Raw genomic sequence first — 17,933 nt, 5'->3', positions numbered from 1 at the left:
GATGAGGGAAATGGTAGAGCAATTCGCAGCCGACTATTCGGCAGCCGAGCAAAGCTTGAAAGGGACGGAAGACGATCAGAGCAGCATTCATTTCCCGACCGTGTTTCTATTTATTGGGGATGAGACAGAGCAAGCCATAGAACCGATGATGAAGTCCAACACGCTGAGATGGGCCAATCATGCCGGCGTGGTGTACGGTCACGTATCCAGCGGATCAAGTGCCCGCGAGGCAACAGTTGCGAATCTCTTTACCATCCCGCTGTCGGGACTTGCACCGCAAGGAGAGGATAAGCGGTTGATTCGGGCCCGAATCGGAAGTGGCTTTCACCAAGCTGCGGATGGACTGGGTTTGCTGAACCGCACCTTGCGTCAAATGAATGACACAATTGGCGATTACGGGCGCATGTACGCTTCGTTCGACCGTCTGCACTTGGCGGTCATTACACGGGCTGACGATCCCATGAACGTTTTGGTGCCGGATATTACGCTGCTAGCGCAATCGATCTTCGGAACATTGTTCAAGTCTGTTCAGATGGATTTGTTCGTTCTTCTTCAGGAGCGGGAGCAGTCCGATTCATACGGTTATGCCGCTGCTACAGGCATCAGCTTCCTTCGCGAGATTGAGCGATTCCAGAGCTCGGCATTTTCCTATCGCGCGCCGCTTCTGCAGGCAGGCGATGGCCTGACGATCCCTGTCGAGCATCAGTCGGCGCCGCTCTTCGACTTGGTCTACCTGCTATCGGACCGGAATGAAAAAGGGATGTCTCCCTATAACGGTATGGAACAAAACTATGAGATCATATGCCGCATCCTGCTGCTCAAAAATCGGAGTCAGCGTGAAATGAATTTGCAATTCAACGGCGAAAGCTACAATAATACTTCCTTCAAGCATAGCCTCATGGCAGAATCCGGCAGACTGGGGCTAGTCTCGGCTGGCCTGGCGAAGGTGCACCGGCCGTCTTATGCGATCGCGCTGACAGTGCTGTACCATCTGTTCGATCAGGTAATCGTACGTCTGCAATCCGGGGCGGAGCTGAGCGCGGCGGATAAACTGCGATTTTTCGGAGTGGATGCCCATACGCTGTCGGCTCGAAGCAAAGAGAGGGTTCCGCAGCCTGACCGGTTAGCGGATATGAAAGGTCTTATTACTAGCGGCGTACGCTACGACGAACTGCGCGGCATGACCTTGTCCCAAGCGGAGCATGCGTTATACGGCAGCAGCTGCGAGGCTTTCTTTAATCAACATTTTGTACAGACTGCCAAGCAACAGCTGGATGGAATGGATGTAGCCGGAGCGATAAAGCGCACACTCTCTCGCAGCATGTCAGAGGAGCCTCGAATCTCTTTCTATCATTTATATAAATGGACGGACGAGAGTCATGGCAGAGGAGAAGTTATTGGTTCGGTGCAAGAGAAGATCCGCGAGCTATCCCGAGCGATTGAAGATATACAAGAGGAGCTTGTGCAGCTCTACGACAGTCGGGTAGAAGACTTGAAGTTTCAGCGAGTGCCGTTCATGGACAAACGCAATGTGCGGTCCCTTATCCATACGTTTTTGGATCAGGTATACGGTTTGCGCTACGAGAGGCTGAAGCTGGAGACAGAGCTTGTCATCTATCGGCGTTATGCCGCGGAGTTGGAACAATTGAACCAATGGTACAGGGTTCGGATTGAGCGCCTGCACGATCTTCGGGCACAGCTCAAGACGAAAGCAAAGCAGAGTATCTCGCTTGGCGACGATTATATCGGGCAAAATGTATTTGATTATTACGAGCGGGTTACTGCTGATGCGCTTCACGAGCTGGAGGAGAAGCGCGGTGCGTCTATCTTGTTCGAAGAGAGGTACATCGGCAATGTGGGGGATCTGCTGGAGCAAGAGGAGTCGGTGTTCATCGAACGGCTTATCGTTGTCTGCCGAAGGGATATTCTGACGACCAGCCGGTTTGTCCTATCGTTCGAGGAGGAATTGCTGCATCGCGCCAACGTATCGGTCTCCTATACGAACCGGCAAGCCTTGCCCAAGGAGGAGCTGTTCCAACAACTATACCGGATGCTGGAGGAGAATGCGGCCATCCATATCCGGCTGTTCGATTACACGCACAAGCATCGCTATGAGGAGAAGTATATCTTCGGTGATCGGAGCAGCGAGTTCATCCGCTATGCCTTCGGCTTGGATGAGTCGTCGCGTATCCATAAGCTTGGATGTCTGCATGAGAATCGAAGCAGTGGTGTAGAGAAGCTTCATTTGATGGGCGGTTTCCATATGGAGGACATGATGTATTACCGGAATGCGAAGGCGTTTTATGACGCGTATGTGCAGGACGGTTATAAATTTCATTCCACTGATGAATCCGAGCTGCCTGATCTTCATTAACCGGGTAAGAAATATAGTTGTATTGCTAAGGTGAGAGGGTGCTGTCCGTATGCAACGAAAAATAAATATGCTGCTTTTGCTGTTCAGCTTGATCGGTGCGGCGGTTGGTTTTGCAATTGGCGAGATTGTGCTTCGGGTACTGCCTGAGACATGGCCTAGCTATGTCGTAATCGGCCTGTATTTTGGTATTCTGGCGTTAAGTGTCGGTTTATTCTGCCTTATTGCGGAGCTGATGTCGCCAAGCTTGAACGGGCATTCCTGGAGGCAGCGTTACACTGATTTGTCATGGAAGCTGCTTGTACCGGCTACTCTTGTGCTGTTATTCGCAGTCGGCGGAGCGCTTCAGTTTGTGTACGGCCTTGAATTTGGTGGTACGAAGAAGATACGGGATATCGTACTGGTCATCGATAATTCAGGCAGCATGAAGGAAACCGATCCCAATAACGACCGCTATAAGGCTGCCAAAGGTTTAATTGCCGAGATGGATAAGGACAAGCGGGTGGCGATCGTCTCATTTGCAAACACGGCAGAGTTGATTCAGCCGATGGTGAATGTCGGAGCCAACTCGCAGAAAACGGCCGTCTATGATGTGATCGATGGGATTGAGCCGACGGAAGACGGGACGAATTTCCACAGTGCGCTGACGGAGGCGCTGCGGGTCATTCAAGCCGATCGTGGAACGATGGTGATCTTCATGTCCGATGGCTTCAGCGATTCCAACATAACGGAACAAATGGACCAATTGAAAAGCAAAGGTATTGCGCTTCATACGGTTGGCCTCAAGATTGGCTACGACCAGGGAACGCTGCTCCTCAGAGACATGGCGGAATCCACTGGAGGCACCTATTATGATGTAGAGCAATCAGACGGGCTGTCTACGGCATTCCGGTCGATCTACTTGACGATCGATAATCGTTCGCTGCTTTCGATTAATCCTAATGCGTCAGAGGAGCCGACGATCTACAAAGGCATTCGCTTGTTGTCGCTTGTGCTAATCGGTTTGGCGCTGGGTATCGCGCTAGGTATCATGTTCGACAATCGTTTCCTCGCGCTTAGCTTCGGAGCAGGCGGAGTTGTTGGCGGGCTGGCGGCAGGTTTAATTCTGAATGCCGGTCTGTCTGGGGAAGGTTTTACGGATGGTTTGTTCCGACTTCTGGCGCTGCTTGCGCTTGCCGCGGTCATTGCCTTGTTCACGCTCGTCATTCCGATCGGAGAGAAGACGAATGCTCGCCGAGGCCGGGATAGAGCGGCGGCAAACCCAAGAGAGGGAAGCGGCAGAAGCCGAAATAGCCGCAGCAGCGGGTTTTAAATAATTCGAGGGGATGAGAACATTGCAGTATATCGTCGCAGAAGAAGGCTCGCCCCTCATCACGGGACTTGCAAAAATGATCGAGGAAGACCGCTGTACACTACGCTGGATATGGCCGGCAGGCGTAGAGGCGGTCTATATCAGCCAGCGGCTGATGGATGATGGGATTGTATGGGAAGAAGAGGAAACTGGAAGTCTCCGGTTGTATACCAAATCAGAATATAAGGCTAACAATGGCTATATATGCAGGCTGGATCGTGCTCGAATGTACCGGTTTACGATCTATATTCTAATAGAGCGAGATGAGGGGGCTGCTCTGCTGGAGCAGCAGGATAGAGAGAATCGGATTGAATTGAGCGCTAACAGGGCGAAGATTTATTATTCCGTTTCGGAGAAAACCGGTTTGTTCCGCAAGAACAAGAGCATTCAGATCCAAGTGAGGACGGAGGTAGCTCTGGACAGTGATGTCCTCTGCTATGTGAAGAAGCAAGGCGGGTTTCCCGCCAATCGCGAAGACGGACTCATGTACCCGTTTGTTGCGGCGTTCTCAGCGGGAAGGAACGTATTGCCCTCTATCGAAGTCGACAAAGGGGATCGTATCCGGCTGTTTCTGGCCGATGTCCGAAGGCATGGACAATTGTACGAGCTGATAGCGACAACATAAGGAAGCTTTGTAGGAAAGCTGTTTAGGAGGGAACCGTCATGGGTCTATTGGATCTATTTAAGAAAAAGTCAGAAAGCAAGCCGAAGCCGTTATTTTATGATATTGTCTGTCCTTTTTGCTTCAGCAAGTTTTCTCCGGACCAGGTTGTATTCCGTGCAACCCACTTCCGTGAAGATGACGAGGACTATGCGCTGGGCGAGGATGAAGAGCTGAACAAATATCGGGAGCGCTTCGGCTTGGACTCCGTCTACGATATCGAAGCAGTTATTCATCCTGTGGACGTGCCTGCCGAATCCCAGGTCTATTCTGATCATGTCCTGATCGGTCTCCATGACCGGTATGGAGAATTGACGCGCAGAAGGCTCTGCCCCAAGTGCCATAATGAGCTGCCGGTAACGGCAGGCAAGGTGCCGAGCAACATTATATCCATTATTGGCGCCTCACAGGTCGGGAAATCCGTCTATATGACGGCGCTTATTCATACGTTGCAGCATACGACGGCCGATCATTTCAATGCGGCGTGCATGCCGCTGAATGCGGAGATTAGCCGCAAATTCCGTACGAATTACGAAGAGCCCCTGTTCGAGCGGGGCGATCTGCTTGCGTCCACCCAGAAGGAAAAGATGCAGGAGCCGTTTATATTTCAGTTTGTATTCAAGGATGATGAGAAGCCGCCGCTCACGCTTGTTTTCTTCGATGTAGCTGGTGAGGGCATGGTAGAGCAGGATTATCTCGGTTTGCACGGTCAGCATATTAAAAATTCAGCCGGCATCCTATTTATGGTCGATCCGCTGCAGATCCGCTCCATTCGGGAAAAAATTCGCATCAAGCACGGCGATAAGCCAGGTGAATGGGTATCCCAGTACGATGAGCCGCGTGATGTGGTTCTGACGATGTTCGGCGACTTTATTGCATATCAGGATAATGGCAAGACGGATATTCCGACAGCCGTTGTATTGACCAAAAGCGATATGCTTCATTCCCTCAAGGATGAGGACGGCGAATATATTAAGACGAATAGCAACATCTTCAACAATATGGTTCATCGCAACTATTTTAACCTGACCGAATTCGAAAATATCGATGGCGAGATTCGCCGCTTTATCGAGAAGGTTGACCGTCCGTTCAAGGGAACGATGGATGTATATTTCAAAGAAACGGCCTACTACGCCGTATCTGCGCTTGGCAGCAATCCGGTCGACCAGAAGCTGCAGACCGTCGTAAGCCCGATTCGGGTCGACGAGCCGTTTATTTGGCTCCTGTACAAGCTGAATTATATTGAGGGGAGAAGAGAATAGTGACAGATCAAACGCCCCGCTTATCGATTCAGCAGCAAATGTACACCCGGGAGCGGCGCGGCATATTCCGCACGACAGAGGGGTATGACACGATCGCGAAGTCAGGTGGCTTAGACCCTTCTTTTGTGAAAAAAACACTGCATCCCTTGTGCGTATACGACTCTCCCGCAGAGCTGACCGCAACCGGTGAAAAGAACAGCGACGCATATCCCGAAGCGATGCATCTGCTGCATCTGGAGCAAGGCGAGACCGTCATTGGCAGAAGTGTGTTTCGTGAGGCTGACTTTACGGGGCTGAGAAGCACCTTTTTCACCCATCATTATGTGATTCCAACCGGCTATAAGGCTGATCCGGAGCAGGATTACAGAAGCTGGCTGTCTGCTTCCTTCGAGGAGAGCTATTCACTGGATAACGCAACGGAGCTGAACGAGCTTTCCAGACTTCCCCTTTCCGCCCCAGCAGCCCCCAAGCTATCCGTAAGTCAGCTTCTGTCTGAGCTAGGGATGGAAGAGCGGGATTTCAAGGCGCTGCTGCATGCGGTCATGGTGTCTCTAGGGAGCAAGAAGAAAGTGTATATTGCGCTTTCCGTACCGATCGGGCAGCTAGCTGATCGAGCCAAGCAACTGCTTGCTGTACTCTATAGCTGCTTGCCTTATGGCTATCGCAAAACTCTCGGATTTTTGACCTATTCGAAGGAGCCGATAAGCCGCAAAGGCATCCATCTCACTTTTGTAGAGTCTGGCAGTCTCCGTCCGGGTGACCGGGAGATTGAGAAGGAGTTTGTATTTGATTTGCCGAACGGGCGAATTATGAACGTTGATCTGGATGGACTGGATCAGCCGTACTTGAATGCGGCATGGTCCCATCTGGACGATCGCGAGGCGCTGGAGCGGTTTTTCCGGTTCGCGGACGTTATGCTGAAGAATATGGACACAGGCAGAGCGCTTGCTGCCGCCAGCTATCATGAATTATGGGTGATGCATGAAGCCATTGAAGGCAATGAAGCATTACTGGAGCAGCATCAAATGATGGTATTAAAGGGCGCTCTGCAGTATTTGACTACGCCGGACGCACTGGATACGAAGGTTGAGCTAAGCGATCTGCTATTATCGCGATTCGATCTTGAATACGATAAGGTGAGTCAAGGCGCGGTTCCTGAAGAAGCAATTCTATCAATCTTCATCGAATATTACAGATTGGTTGGCAAGCTTATCGAAAATAAGCTCGTCGGCTATTTAATCTATGCCATTTCCAACGCCAATAAAAGCGGAGATCAGGATGCCACGGCTTCTCTCTATGATAGAGTTGAACGCGATGCTGTTCTCGGGGAAGCTTTTTTTCATAAAATTATTGCAGGTCCCCGATTTGCAGAAAGTCTGTTTTTCCCATACTTGCAAACCAAATTAAAATCAGTTCCGCTCCGTAATATTATTCCTACGATTGCAGTGTGGGCAGAGGCATATCCCAAAGTTTACGAATATGATCGACTGTACGCAATCGTTTTGGAACTTGTGCAAGAGAAGCTGTCCAGAGAACGGTACTCGCTGGGAGCGGTCAATGCGGTATTCGAGCAAGTCAATCAGCTAACAGCAGGGTCGGAGCATGAACGAGCAGGGATTGGAGCGCAAAGGCTTGGAAGAGAGCTTGTGCAGGATATCTATCAGACGGTGCTGAAAAAGCTTGAACCTGAGAGGCTGACCCGAGAGGAGCTCATGCAAGCCAAGTTTCTAAGCGACACACGAAAGATGCAACGGTGGAATCATGAGCTTAGCGATTCTAATCAATCCACTACAGCGCGAATCATTCATGTGCTCTTTCAATGGTTGATTTTAAGAGATGCGAACGAGGACGTATGGGATAGCTTGTCTGCCCAGGAGCTGAATCGGGTGCAAGGAATCGGGCGCAGCTTGTTGGCAGAAGGGTTGAAGGAAACAGACTTTCCGGAGCTTGTCACAGCCTTCCTGCGCGGCTCCCATTTCGATATGGTCGATTACGATGGATTGATCGATTATTTGCATGAGCATTGTGCACAAAAGGAGACCATCTATCGGTTTTTCCTATGGACGGAGACGATCCCGCATTTCCTTGGAGGAAGAGGTTTTGTAGCTGCTTATAAGACAGCTATCATACGTTATTTCAAGGAATATGATCCGGCAGCTCTGAAGTCACGCAGCAACTGGAAGGACTACTTCGATCAGTGCGGAGACAAACTGAATACCATATTCAAACAAGCGCAGCTTGAGGTGTCTTCGCCACTTGCACGTTTGTTTCGCCGCAATCGGAAGGGAACGCTGATTCTCTCTATCGTTGGACTTGGATTTGTTCTGATTATATCTGGAATTCTGCTATCGACGGGAGGCAAAGGAAGTAACGATCCAGAAAAGGCAGAGCTGCCCGAGGTGTCATCGACACCGACTCCCGATGTTACGCTTGAACCAGATCTGGTGGACAAGCTGGATACGAAAATTTATATTGAGCAGGCAGCAGCCGCAGAGGGGCGACCGGCGACAACATGGGTAAAGTTCTTGTTTAAGGATTCCGCGGCATGCACTCAATTTGCACCGCAGTCCTTGAAGATTCAAGTTCCCTTTGAAGATGCCGTTACGTATTCCGATTTAGAGCGAATTCCATCTTGTACCAACATCCCTTCATCTTTACCGGATACAATAGATCCATCGAATGCATCGACTTCGACATCCAATCCTGATTCAGAGGTTTCCTCCGAAGGAGGAGGTACGCTGGAGGGGGCGGCAGATTCTGCAACTGATGAAGAGTATTCTTATCATGTCGCTGTCTCATTAGGAAAGCAAGTTGATATTCCGGCTAATACTCTCATCTGGTTCGATGACTCTGAAGTGGCGTTGGTTGTGAAGGACCGCTAGAAGTTAATAAAGGAGATCATATGAAAAATTATATTATATTTGGGGCGAGCAAAGGTTTAGGCGATGCTTTTGTCAAAGGTCTTCCGGAGTCTGGAGACCGGGTATGGGTCGTGTCTAGAAGCAGGCCAGACAGCCTGGATTTGGTTGACGGTATTCAGCGGATTTGGATTGAGGCTGATCTGTCGCAACAGCAAGCTGCCAAAAGCATAAGGGATAGACTGGAACAAGAGACGATTGATGTCCTTATCTATAATGTTGGCATATGGGAGAAGGAAGGTTTCGAAGAGCATTATAACTTTGATCATGATGATCCTCTAGATATTGCCGGCATCATGCAAGTGAATATGACGGCTACGATTACATGCGTTCAGGCATTGCTTCCCCATGTTCGCAGGTCTGAAGCGGGGAAGATCATTTTTATAGGATCTACAGCGGGATTGGATCACACCAACAATAATCAGGTGTCCTTTGTCGCTTCCAAATTCGGATTGCGAGGCATTACGAATGCTTTGAGAGAGCATGTGCGGAAAGATCGAATCGCGGTAACTTGCATCAACCCTGGTGAACTGGCAGCCGAAATCCCGTATGAGGAAGGGGCTGATAGGGCTATCTCCGAGTACAATGGCACGCGGATTCCAGTCCAAGATATCATTGCACTTGTCAAGTGTGTTATCAGCCTATCAAAAGCATCCGTAGTGAAAGAAATTCATATCCCCGCCATGATGGATACGAATGCTTAATGGATAGGATCCCAACATTCAATAAGACACGTAAATGAAAGGAAGGACCTCTTAACCCACGATGGGGAAGAGGTCCTTTTTCACACTTTGAGTTAGAAAAGTTAAGCCGCCACATCACGCTTGGTGAACAGAAGCCAGGCGATGAATTGGAACACGACGTAATAGGCGACCAGTATCAGAATGGAGAAGGTCATCGTCATCTCCGGACGAAGCGGCGTTCCGCTGTCCAAGTATCGCGTCAAGTCGATATTGGAGAAGAGCAGGTACTTAGACCAGCTGTATTGACTTAAGAGCGCCGAAAGCGTATTTCCGAGCAGCATGAACAGCAACGAAAATGCAATTGCCATGGACGAGCTGCGGAATGCGGACGAGATCATAAAGGCCATCGTCACGTACATAATTAGCGACACCACGGAGAAGCCATACGTCTGCAAAGTGTCTATAATCATGGAGCTTTCGTGGACCATGCCATTTGAAACAGTCAACAACGGTTGATTGAGTCCGTCAAAGCCTGCCAGTATTCCGCCCGCTGCGAATGAAGCGGCAAAACAGAGAAGCAGCAGCATCACAGCAAATCCAAGCGTAGCGATATATTTGCTAATCATGATTTTCGATCGGGAAGCAGGACCTACTAGCAGCAGCTTGATCGTGCCCCACGAGAATTCAGCGGCGATCATGTCCGCCGCAATTACAACAGTCAAAATGGTAACCAGCATAATCAGGTTAGATGATTGACTAACATAGCTCCATAACGACAACTGTTGCGGATTTATATCGTGCTCTAAATAATAGTCGTTCATTTTGATCTGCTTAGTCAGATAGGAGCTGTATTCCTCTCCTGAATCTGGATTGTCGGTAAGTTCTTGTTTCATATGCAAGTTCTGTTGTTCCAGCTGCTGTTCCCAGTTGGAATGATCGATTCTGGACTCGTCCCACTTCATAATGCCGCTAAGCAGGCCGACAGCCAGCAGGAGGATGCCGATCATAATCCACGTACGGGAACGGCGATAAATTTTCATATTTTCGTTGCGGATGAGTTTGGACAGGCGGCTAGACAATCATCTCACCTCCCGTAATTTCAAGGAATTGATCCTCAAGCGATTTCTGCACGGCATGAATGCCGAACACCTCAATCTCCGATGCTACTAGCAGCTTTGTAATATGCGGAATGGCTGATTTGTCAGCAGTCAACTCCAGTTGATTGCCAGAGACGGTCATGCCGGAGCCATCCATGGCTGCAGAGAGCAGCTGCTCAGCGGCTGCCGGATCACCAACTTCAATGACGATTTTGGTTTGAGCTTGACTTCTGGCTTCCTGAAGCGAACGAATGTCAACGAGCTTGCCCGCTTGGATGATAGCGACCCGATCGCACATTAGCTCCATCTCGGATAGAAGATGGGATGAGACAATGACAGATATGCCTTCTTCTTTCGTCAGCTTGCGCAAGTAATCGCGAAGCTCGCGAATACCGGCAGGATCAAGTCCATTCGTCGGTTCATCCAGAATGAGCAGAGATGGACGATGCAGAATCGCTTGAGCAACGCCCAATCGCTGGCGCATGCCAAGCGAATAACGCTTTACTTTTTCATGAATTCGGTTTTGCAGTCCGAGCAGTGAGACGACTTCCTTAATTCTTTCCTTTGTGATGCCGTTATGGCGTCGCGCGTAATGAATCAGATTCTGGTAGCCTGTAAGAAATTTATACATTTCCGGGTTCTCGACAATCGCGCCTACATGCGTCATCGCGAGTTCAAAGTGCGAACGTACAGATACGCCCTTAATGATGGCTTCGCCCTTGGACATTGAAATTAGCCCGACGATCATACGGATGGTTGTTGTTTTACCGGCGCCGTTAGGCCCTAGAAATCCGAATATTTCCCCAGCGGGAACATCAAATGTAAGATTATCGACTATTTTTCGCATGCCGATGGTTTTTGTTAAGTTGCGAAGCTGCAGTACGGCTTCAGACATACGTGTAAACCCCCTAATAATGTTCTTCCGTAGTTCACTATACCGGATACGGGTCCTTTTGCGTAATAGACCTTTGATTAGGTTTTCCCCCTGCTTAGGTCGAGGTATTCGTTTTTTAGGTGGGATGTCTTAGAACATTAATTGCAGCATTCGAGAAAATCAGCTTCTTTACTTTTTTAAATATTTTGGATGTATGTTTATTGTTCCAATTGATCAAATTACCAATCAGGAGGTGAATAAGGTGTCATTAAATCCTTATCTGAATTTCGACGGAAATACGAGAGAAGTGGTGTTGTATTACGCCAGCGTATTCGGACTGGAGGAGCCTACCATTCTGACATTCGGGTCCAATTCGGAGTCAGAAATACCGCCGGGCACGGAAAATTTGGTTATGCATGCTCAATTGAAAATAGCAGGCGGAACGCTTATGTTTTCGGATAACTTCCCAGGACGGCCATTCCAACAAGGCAACAATATCTCATTGGCCTATGTAAGCTCCGACAAGAATGCCATCAAAGAGGCATTCGATAAGCTGAAGCGAGATGGCAAAGTCGAGATAGAGCTGCAGGAGACGACATGGAGTCCATATTATGGTTACTTGACGGATAAGTACGGTATAGGCTGGCAGTTCAATTATGAGAGTTAGAAGCAATCTCCGAAGATGGGTTTATTCTCTATAGAAATCGTGAATACCCCGGGCCTAGCAGCCCAGGGTATTCGGTGTTCAAACTTACGATTTGTCAGAGTAAAATATATGTCTGATCGGTTGCTGCTCCGTATCTTGAAAGTCGATGATGCCGAACGAATAGAGCGGCTGTCTCCGCTTATCTGTCGGAGAACCGGGGTTGAAGACGATGAGGTCGTCTACCCGTTTCAGTACAGGGATGTGAGAATGGCCATAGATGATGAGGTTCACAGGCGTATCCTTAAAGGCAGCAATGGCATGAGACTCCGTCGAGGCTCGTCTTGCTGCGCCGTGACCGTGGACGATTCCAATTCGCCACGGTCCGAATTGTAGCAGCCGCCTTAAGCCGAATTTGGCTTGGATCTCTTCTCCGTCATTATTTCCAGCCACGCCATAAGTCGGAGCGAACGCTGCCAATTGCTCGTACACGGACAAGCTTGTCCAGTCTCCTGCATGAATAATGGCATCTGCATTCGCAAGCTCAGACAGCAATCGCGCTGGCAGTTTTTTGGCCATTCTGGGCATATGCGTATCGGCCAGGACGACGATTTTCATTCGTAGCAGCCCCTTTCGCTGAACATCTATCTTTTATTATAACAACTGGGAAGAAACCCTGCTTGCAAAGAATTTATAAGAACGCCCACTCTTTTCCAGAAGGGAGAGAAGCTTTTGAAGGCAGGTTAATTTGATACTAGGAACAGGTTGGAAGCGCATCATAGCGTTCATTCAGTGAGGCGTTATCTCAGAGCAAGAGATTATACACGAACTGGAAAATTTGCATATAATCAACCTTTTTATCTGGGCAATGAAGGTATGTATTCGGATAATAGTCATGCAAGAGTGATGCTCGGTTAAGGGCTATAGCGGCAAGCTGGTTCGAGACCGGCGATTCACAAGATGAAAGGGAATTTACCGAGTATGATATAGGTTATAGATTTTTATTTTGGATTATGGGATTATTGTAAAAATGTCGATAGAAGAATAGCATTTGTTGACGCATGGAGAAAAACTCTGTTATATTATTTCTAAATTCGCATGAATATACTAAATTTACTTTTAACGGAATGCTTTTGATAGACTTAAGAAGTCGAACGGACACCTATTATGACGGAGTGGAGAAGGCGTTGTATCCTCTTGCTTTACTGTTCTGCCCGTCGCATGCATGCCACCACGGCCATTACCCGCCTCACCAAGAATAGCCCGCAATCCACCACGACAACTATCTGCAACACTAAGAATGAAGCCCATCTACTTCATGACCACTACCTACACCCACCTTGAATCGACCCGCATTGAACCAGAATAAGCCCGCATCCCGCAAAGACTGCCTCTTACAGCAACGAGAATGGGATACGCACTTTGGACAAGCTCCCTCATTCGTCATCCATTTGGCGTTTGCGAGCTAATAGACAGGCAGCATGAATCGGCCCGCCTTCACGTTCCGTTACACATCAACCCGGAGGTGATTCGGATGTCTTTGCCATCAGACGTTCCCCGCGACGTCTATGAAACTCTATCGCTTTCTCATCCGCAGAAGCGAATCTGGTATTTAGAGAAGATTTTCCCTGACACGTCCCTATCCAATATCGGCGGACCTGTAAGAATCAAGGGTCAAGTAGATTTTCATTTGCTAGAGAAGGCAATCGGACATTTTATTGCTAGCCATGAAGGCATTCGCCTGCAGCTCCATGAGACCGAGGGTGAGGCAAGGCAATATGTATCGGAAGATAGCCATCGGCCGCTTGAGAAATTTGATTTTTCGATGGAGTCGGACCCGGAAGCGTCGTTCTGGGATTGGATCCATAAGGAAGCGGGCATTCCATTCAAGCTGGAGCATTCGCCGCTCTATTATTTCGCTTTGTTCCGAATAAACGGGGACGATTGCGGCTATCTGTTCAAGTGTCACCATATCATTTGCGACGGCTGGTCCACTCAGATCATGACCTCGCATATTGCGGATTACTATACCTTACTAGCGCAAGGCGGTACGACTGGTACAGTTGAACAGGCGCCGTCCTATCTCCAATATTTGAGCGACGAGCAGTCCTACCTGCAATCGAAGCGATTCGAGAAAAACAAGCTTTATTGGTCCCAGAAATTTGACACACTGCCGGACGGACTGGCTGTAACGGATTCTTTCCAGACAGATGGACGACGAACGACGATCGAGCTGGATCACAAGCTGTCCTCACGCATTCGCGAAGTAGTGGACCGAGCTGGCGTGTCACTCAATACGTTTTTTATACTGGTTTACTTTTCGTACAAGTATAAGTGGACAGGCCAGCACGATCTGGTCGTAGGCACCCCCGTATTGAATCGGTCCGGCAAAAAGGAAAAAGCGATGTTCGGCATGTTTACCAGCACGATGCCGTTCCGCTTCGTCCTGAACCCGGATGCGTCAGTGGCGGAATCGCTAGTTCAACTGCAGAGGGAGCTTATGGAGAACTACTTCCATCAGCGGTATCCCTATGATCTGCTCGTCAGGAACCTGGAGCTCAAGAAGAAGGGGTACGACCAGTTATTTCACGTCAGCATCAATTATTACAATACCAGGCTCACGACCAGCATGAACGGTGCGCCCCTCGAAAATGTAGAGTTTTACAACGGTCAGCAGGCTTATGAGCTTCAGTGGATCATTAAGGATTGGTCCGATACCGGCGCATTGACACTCGATCTGGATTACAGGAGGGACCTGTACTCAGAAGAGCAGATCCACGACATGGCGGAAGGCTTACTCGCATTAATGGACGGGATGTTAGCCACGCCGGATACCAACATCAGCAGCCTCTCGCTGCTGACTGTGCAGGAACAATATCGCCAAATCATGGAGCTGAACGATACAGCAGTTGAATATCCAAGCGAGAAGTCGGTAAGGCAGTTATTCGAGGAGCAGGTTCGATTAACGCCGGAGCGGATTGCCCTCGATCATGACGAAGGAGCTTTGACCTATCGCGAGCTGAACGAAGCGGCCAATCGGCTTGCCCATCGACTGATCGGCGACGGAGTCGGCAAAGAAACGACGGTCGCCATATGGACCCATCATTCCGCAGAGACGGTAATCGCGATTTGGGGCGTGCTGAAGGCAGGCGGCGCTTACGTGCCGATTGATCCCGCTTATCCAGAGGAACGAATCCGGTACATGCTGGAGGATTCCGGAGCAAAGCTTGTTTTGACGAATGTAGACGGGATAGAGGGGCAATACCCGATACCAATGTTGGATTTAAGATCCGCTTCCAGCTTTGATGAGAAGAGCTTCGATCCGGAGATTCACTCTGAGCCTGACGAATTGGCTTATATCATATACACCTCCGGCTCTACTGGCCAGCCGAAGGGTGCGATGATTGAGCATCGCGGGCTGACCAACTACATTTGGTGGGCGAAGCTGATGTACGCGAAGGAAGATCCGGTGGTATTCCCGCTCTACTCTTCGCTGGCGTTCGATTTGACAGTCACTTCTATTTTTACGCCGCTAATTTGCGGAGGCATGATTCTGGTGTATCGGGATACGGGCGACGAATTTATACTCTATCGCATCTTAAAAGACAATCGGTCTACAGTGGTCAAGCTGACGCCGGCGCATTTATCCCTGCTGCAAAATATAGATTACCGCCATTCGTCTGTTAGGCGGTTTATCGTTGGAGGTGAAGATCTTAAAACGAGCCTGGCTCGCAACATTAATGACCATTGGGGAGGACAAATTGACGTCTTGAATGAATACGGTCCGACGGAGACGGTCGTCGGATGCATGATCCATCGGTTTGATCCATATGAAGATACGCGGGCTTCAGTGCCGATCGGCATACCTGCACATAATGTGATGATTTATTTGCTTGATCCGTATTTGAATCCTGTGCCAGACGGCACGCTGGGCGAGATGTATATTTCAGGGGACGGGGTGGCAAGAGGCTACCGTAATCGGACCGACCTGACAAGTGAACGGTTTGTAGACAATCCATTCCTTCCGGGCAAGCGCATGTACCGTACAGGCGATCTTGCGAAGAGGCTTCGGAATGGCAAGATTGAATATGCTGGTCGCACGGATCATCAAGTCAAGATTCGTGGACATCGAATAGAATTGGCAGAAATCGAGAAGACGCTGCTGCAAGATGTCCGTGTCCGTGATGCGGTGGTCATCGATCGTGTGCATGATGATCAAAGCAAGTATCTGTGCGCATATATCGTAAGCACTGGACTGCTTCATCATGCAGAGCTTCGGCAGAGCCTAACGGCTCAGCTGCCGTCTTACATGGTTCCGTCTCATTTCGTAACCATGGACGAGATACCGCTCAGCGTAAACGGGAAAGTAAATCGCAAGCTGCTGCCAGAACCGAATGCGGCTTCAGACAGTCATATACCGTTCCAGGAGGGACGGAATGACGCGGAACATGTGCTGCTTCAAGTACTGGAAGAGCTGCTTGGCGTTCGTCCTATCGGGATTCGGGATAACTTCTATCATCTCGGAGGCGATTCTATCAAGGCTATTCAAGTCTCATCAAGACTGAATGGGCTTAATTACGGCGTTAAAGTAAAGGAGATATTGGGTTCTCCTGTTATAGAGGATATGGCTTCATTATTACGGCCTTTAGACGAAGGGACGCAGTATTCGCAAAGCCGTGCAGAGGGCACGATTCGTCCCTGGCCGATCGCTTCCTGGTTTCTCCGCCAGAACCTCCAGGAGCGGGGGCATTATCATCAATCCGTCCTGCTTGAACTTAAGCAAGACGCAACGATCTCCGAGCTGGAGCATGTCCTTCAGAAGCTGATGGAGCATCACGATGCGCTCAGAATCGGACTTGAACCTGATCACGATACGATCGTTTATGTGAACGATCCGGCCCATAAGGTGCAGATTAATGTCCATTCCTTAGCGGACTATTCAGCTGAAGAGCAAGCAGTTGGCATCATGCATATCGGCGAAGCCGTAAAAGGTGCCTTCGACTTGCGGGAAGGACGGCTGTTGCAGGCAACCATGTTCGATCTGGGCGCGAACGGCAAGCGATTGCTGCTTGCCGCGCATCATCTAGCTGTAGATGGCGTTACGTGGCGCATACTTCTGGAGGACCTGGCTACAGGCTTGCAGCAGCTCCGCACAGGAATGCCCGTGAATTTTCAGAGTAAGACCGCATCCGTGCAAGCATGGTCCGAGCAACTGCATCAGTACAGGCTACCGGATGAGGAGCGTATGTATTGGCAGTCCGTTACAAGCGGCTTACGGACAATTCTAGTCGATATCGAAGACGGCCGGGACGATATAGAAAGTGCGAGAACGGACTCATTCGAATGGTCGGAGGAAGAGACCGACCGATTGTTGCGGGATGCCCATTCCGCATATGGAACGAGACCAATGGATCTGTTTATTGCGGCGCTTGGACAATCATTGTTTGACCAATTTGGGCTGAATCAAATAGGGATTGAGCTGGAAGGCCACGGGAGAGAGTCGTTTGGCGATTCTATCGATATTACCCGAACGGCGGGGTGGTTTACCTCGTTGTACCCGTTAAAGCTAATGCATACGCCAGATGGCCTGGCGTCATGGATCAAGGCTGTGAAGGAGCAACTGAGGCAAGTGCCCGGCAATGGCATTGGTTTTGGCTTGCTGCAGCAGCGGGGAGATATATCGGCCGAATATGCTGCGGATAAGCTCGTTCGCTTTAATTTCATGGGCGACTTTGATAGCGAGTTTCGCAATGAATGGTTCGATTTGGCCGATGAGCCCAGTGGTGCGGAGTCGGGAAGAGCCAATGCTCTTACTGCTCTCATCGATATCCATGCCATCGTTGTCCGCAGGAAGCTGCGGGTATCCGCAACCTATAGCGTCAACCGATTCCTAAGTTCAACAGTAGACTCATGGATGCAAGCTTACAAGAACAAGCTGGCAGCCATCGTCGCACATTGCTGCGAGCGGGAACTCGCGGAATATACTCCGTCAGACTTCGATACGATCAAGCTGTCGCAGGATGAGCTGGACAGTTTGCTGATGTAACCAATGAATAAGTAAAGGAGGCAGCTG

At 49.5% G+C, this 17,933-nt stretch carries 11 protein-coding genes; 8 read left to right on the top strand and 3 right to left on the bottom strand.

Annotation, left to right across the window (positions count from 1 at the left end):
* The first annotated feature begins 10 nt into the window (after positions 1-10).
* Genes DX130_RS11690 through DX130_RS11665 form a run of 6 tightly spaced genes read left to right on the top strand, consistent with a single transcriptional unit; the run spans position 11 to position 9,267 of the window.
* Complete coding sequence (locus DX130_RS11690) at positions 11-2,374, top strand: transcription initiation factor TFIID (RefSeq protein WP_240644406.1); 2,364 nt, start codon at positions 11-13, stop codon at positions 2,372-2,374.
* A gap of 49 nt (positions 2,375-2,423) precedes the next feature.
* A complete protein-coding gene (locus DX130_RS11685) occupies positions 2,424-3,683 on the top strand; it encodes a vWA domain-containing protein (protein WP_116045354.1) in 1,260 nt (419 codons plus the stop codon).
* 22 nt (positions 3,684-3,705) lie between these two features.
* Positions 3,706-4,347, top strand: a complete 642-nt coding sequence (locus DX130_RS11680; RefSeq protein WP_116045352.1) for a beta-mannanase — start codon at positions 3,706-3,708, stop codon at positions 4,345-4,347.
* Positions 4,348-4,385: 38 nt separating this feature from the next.
* The gene (locus tag DX130_RS11675; protein ID WP_116045350.1) at positions 4,386-5,645 is read left to right on the top strand and encodes a TRAFAC clade GTPase domain-containing protein; all 1,260 of its coding nucleotides are present in this window, start codon (positions 4,386-4,388) and stop codon (positions 5,643-5,645) included.
* Positions 5,645-8,527 (top strand): GAP1-N2 domain-containing protein, encoded by a 2,883-nt coding sequence (locus tag DX130_RS11670; protein WP_116045349.1) that lies wholly within the window; start codon positions 5,645-5,647, stop codon positions 8,525-8,527. The genes DX130_RS11675 and DX130_RS11670 overlap by 1 nt, the downstream gene beginning before the upstream one ends.
* Before the next feature lie 20 nt (positions 8,528-8,547).
* Positions 8,548-9,267 (top strand): SDR family NAD(P)-dependent oxidoreductase, encoded by a 720-nt coding sequence (locus tag DX130_RS11665; RefSeq protein WP_116045348.1) that lies wholly within the window; start codon positions 8,548-8,550, stop codon positions 9,265-9,267.
* Between the two features lie 101 nt (positions 9,268-9,368).
* On the opposite strand, the gene DX130_RS11660 is transcribed toward DX130_RS11665, so the two are convergent.
* Both DX130_RS11660 and DX130_RS11655 read right to left on the bottom strand, forming a co-directional pair.
* Complete coding sequence (locus tag DX130_RS11660; protein WP_116045346.1) at positions 9,369-10,325, bottom strand: ABC transporter permease; 957 nt, start codon at positions 10,323-10,325, stop codon at positions 9,369-9,371.
* Positions 10,318-11,238 carry an ABC transporter ATP-binding protein gene (locus DX130_RS11655; RefSeq protein ID WP_116045345.1) on the bottom strand — a complete coding sequence of 307 codons (921 nt, stop codon included), beginning with the start codon at positions 11,236-11,238 and terminating at the stop codon, positions 10,318-10,320. Before DX130_RS11655 ends, DX130_RS11660 begins: the two co-directional genes overlap by 8 nt.
* A 241-nt stretch (positions 11,239-11,479) precedes the next feature.
* Here DX130_RS11655 and DX130_RS11650 point away from each other — a divergent pair, with 241 nt between their 5' ends.
* Entirely contained in the window at positions 11,480-11,884 is a 405-nt protein-coding gene (locus DX130_RS11650) for a VOC family protein (RefSeq protein ID WP_116045343.1), read from the top strand.
* 84 nt (positions 11,885-11,968) lie between these two features.
* Here the strand turns inward: DX130_RS11650 and DX130_RS11645 are convergent, their stop codons facing one another.
* Positions 11,969-12,478 (bottom strand): metallophosphoesterase family protein, encoded by a 510-nt coding sequence (locus tag DX130_RS11645; RefSeq protein WP_116045341.1) that lies wholly within the window; start codon positions 12,476-12,478, stop codon positions 11,969-11,971.
* Positions 12,479-13,394: 916 nt separating this feature from the next.
* On the opposite strand from DX130_RS11645, the gene DX130_RS11640 reads away from it, so the two are divergent.
* On the top strand, positions 13,395-17,906 hold the full coding sequence (locus DX130_RS11640; RefSeq protein ID WP_165861233.1) for a non-ribosomal peptide synthetase: 4,512 nt from the start codon (positions 13,395-13,397) through the stop codon (positions 17,904-17,906).
* Positions 17,907-17,933 lie beyond the last annotated feature (27 nt).

This window comes from Paenibacillus paeoniae (assembly GCF_003388735.1).
In the GTDB taxonomy this organism is placed as follows: domain Bacteria; phylum Bacillota; class Bacilli; order Paenibacillales; family Paenibacillaceae; genus Pristimantibacillus; species Pristimantibacillus paeoniae.
Note: the sequence above shows the minus strand (reverse complement) of the source record. Positions and strands in the feature narration are given on the sequence as shown.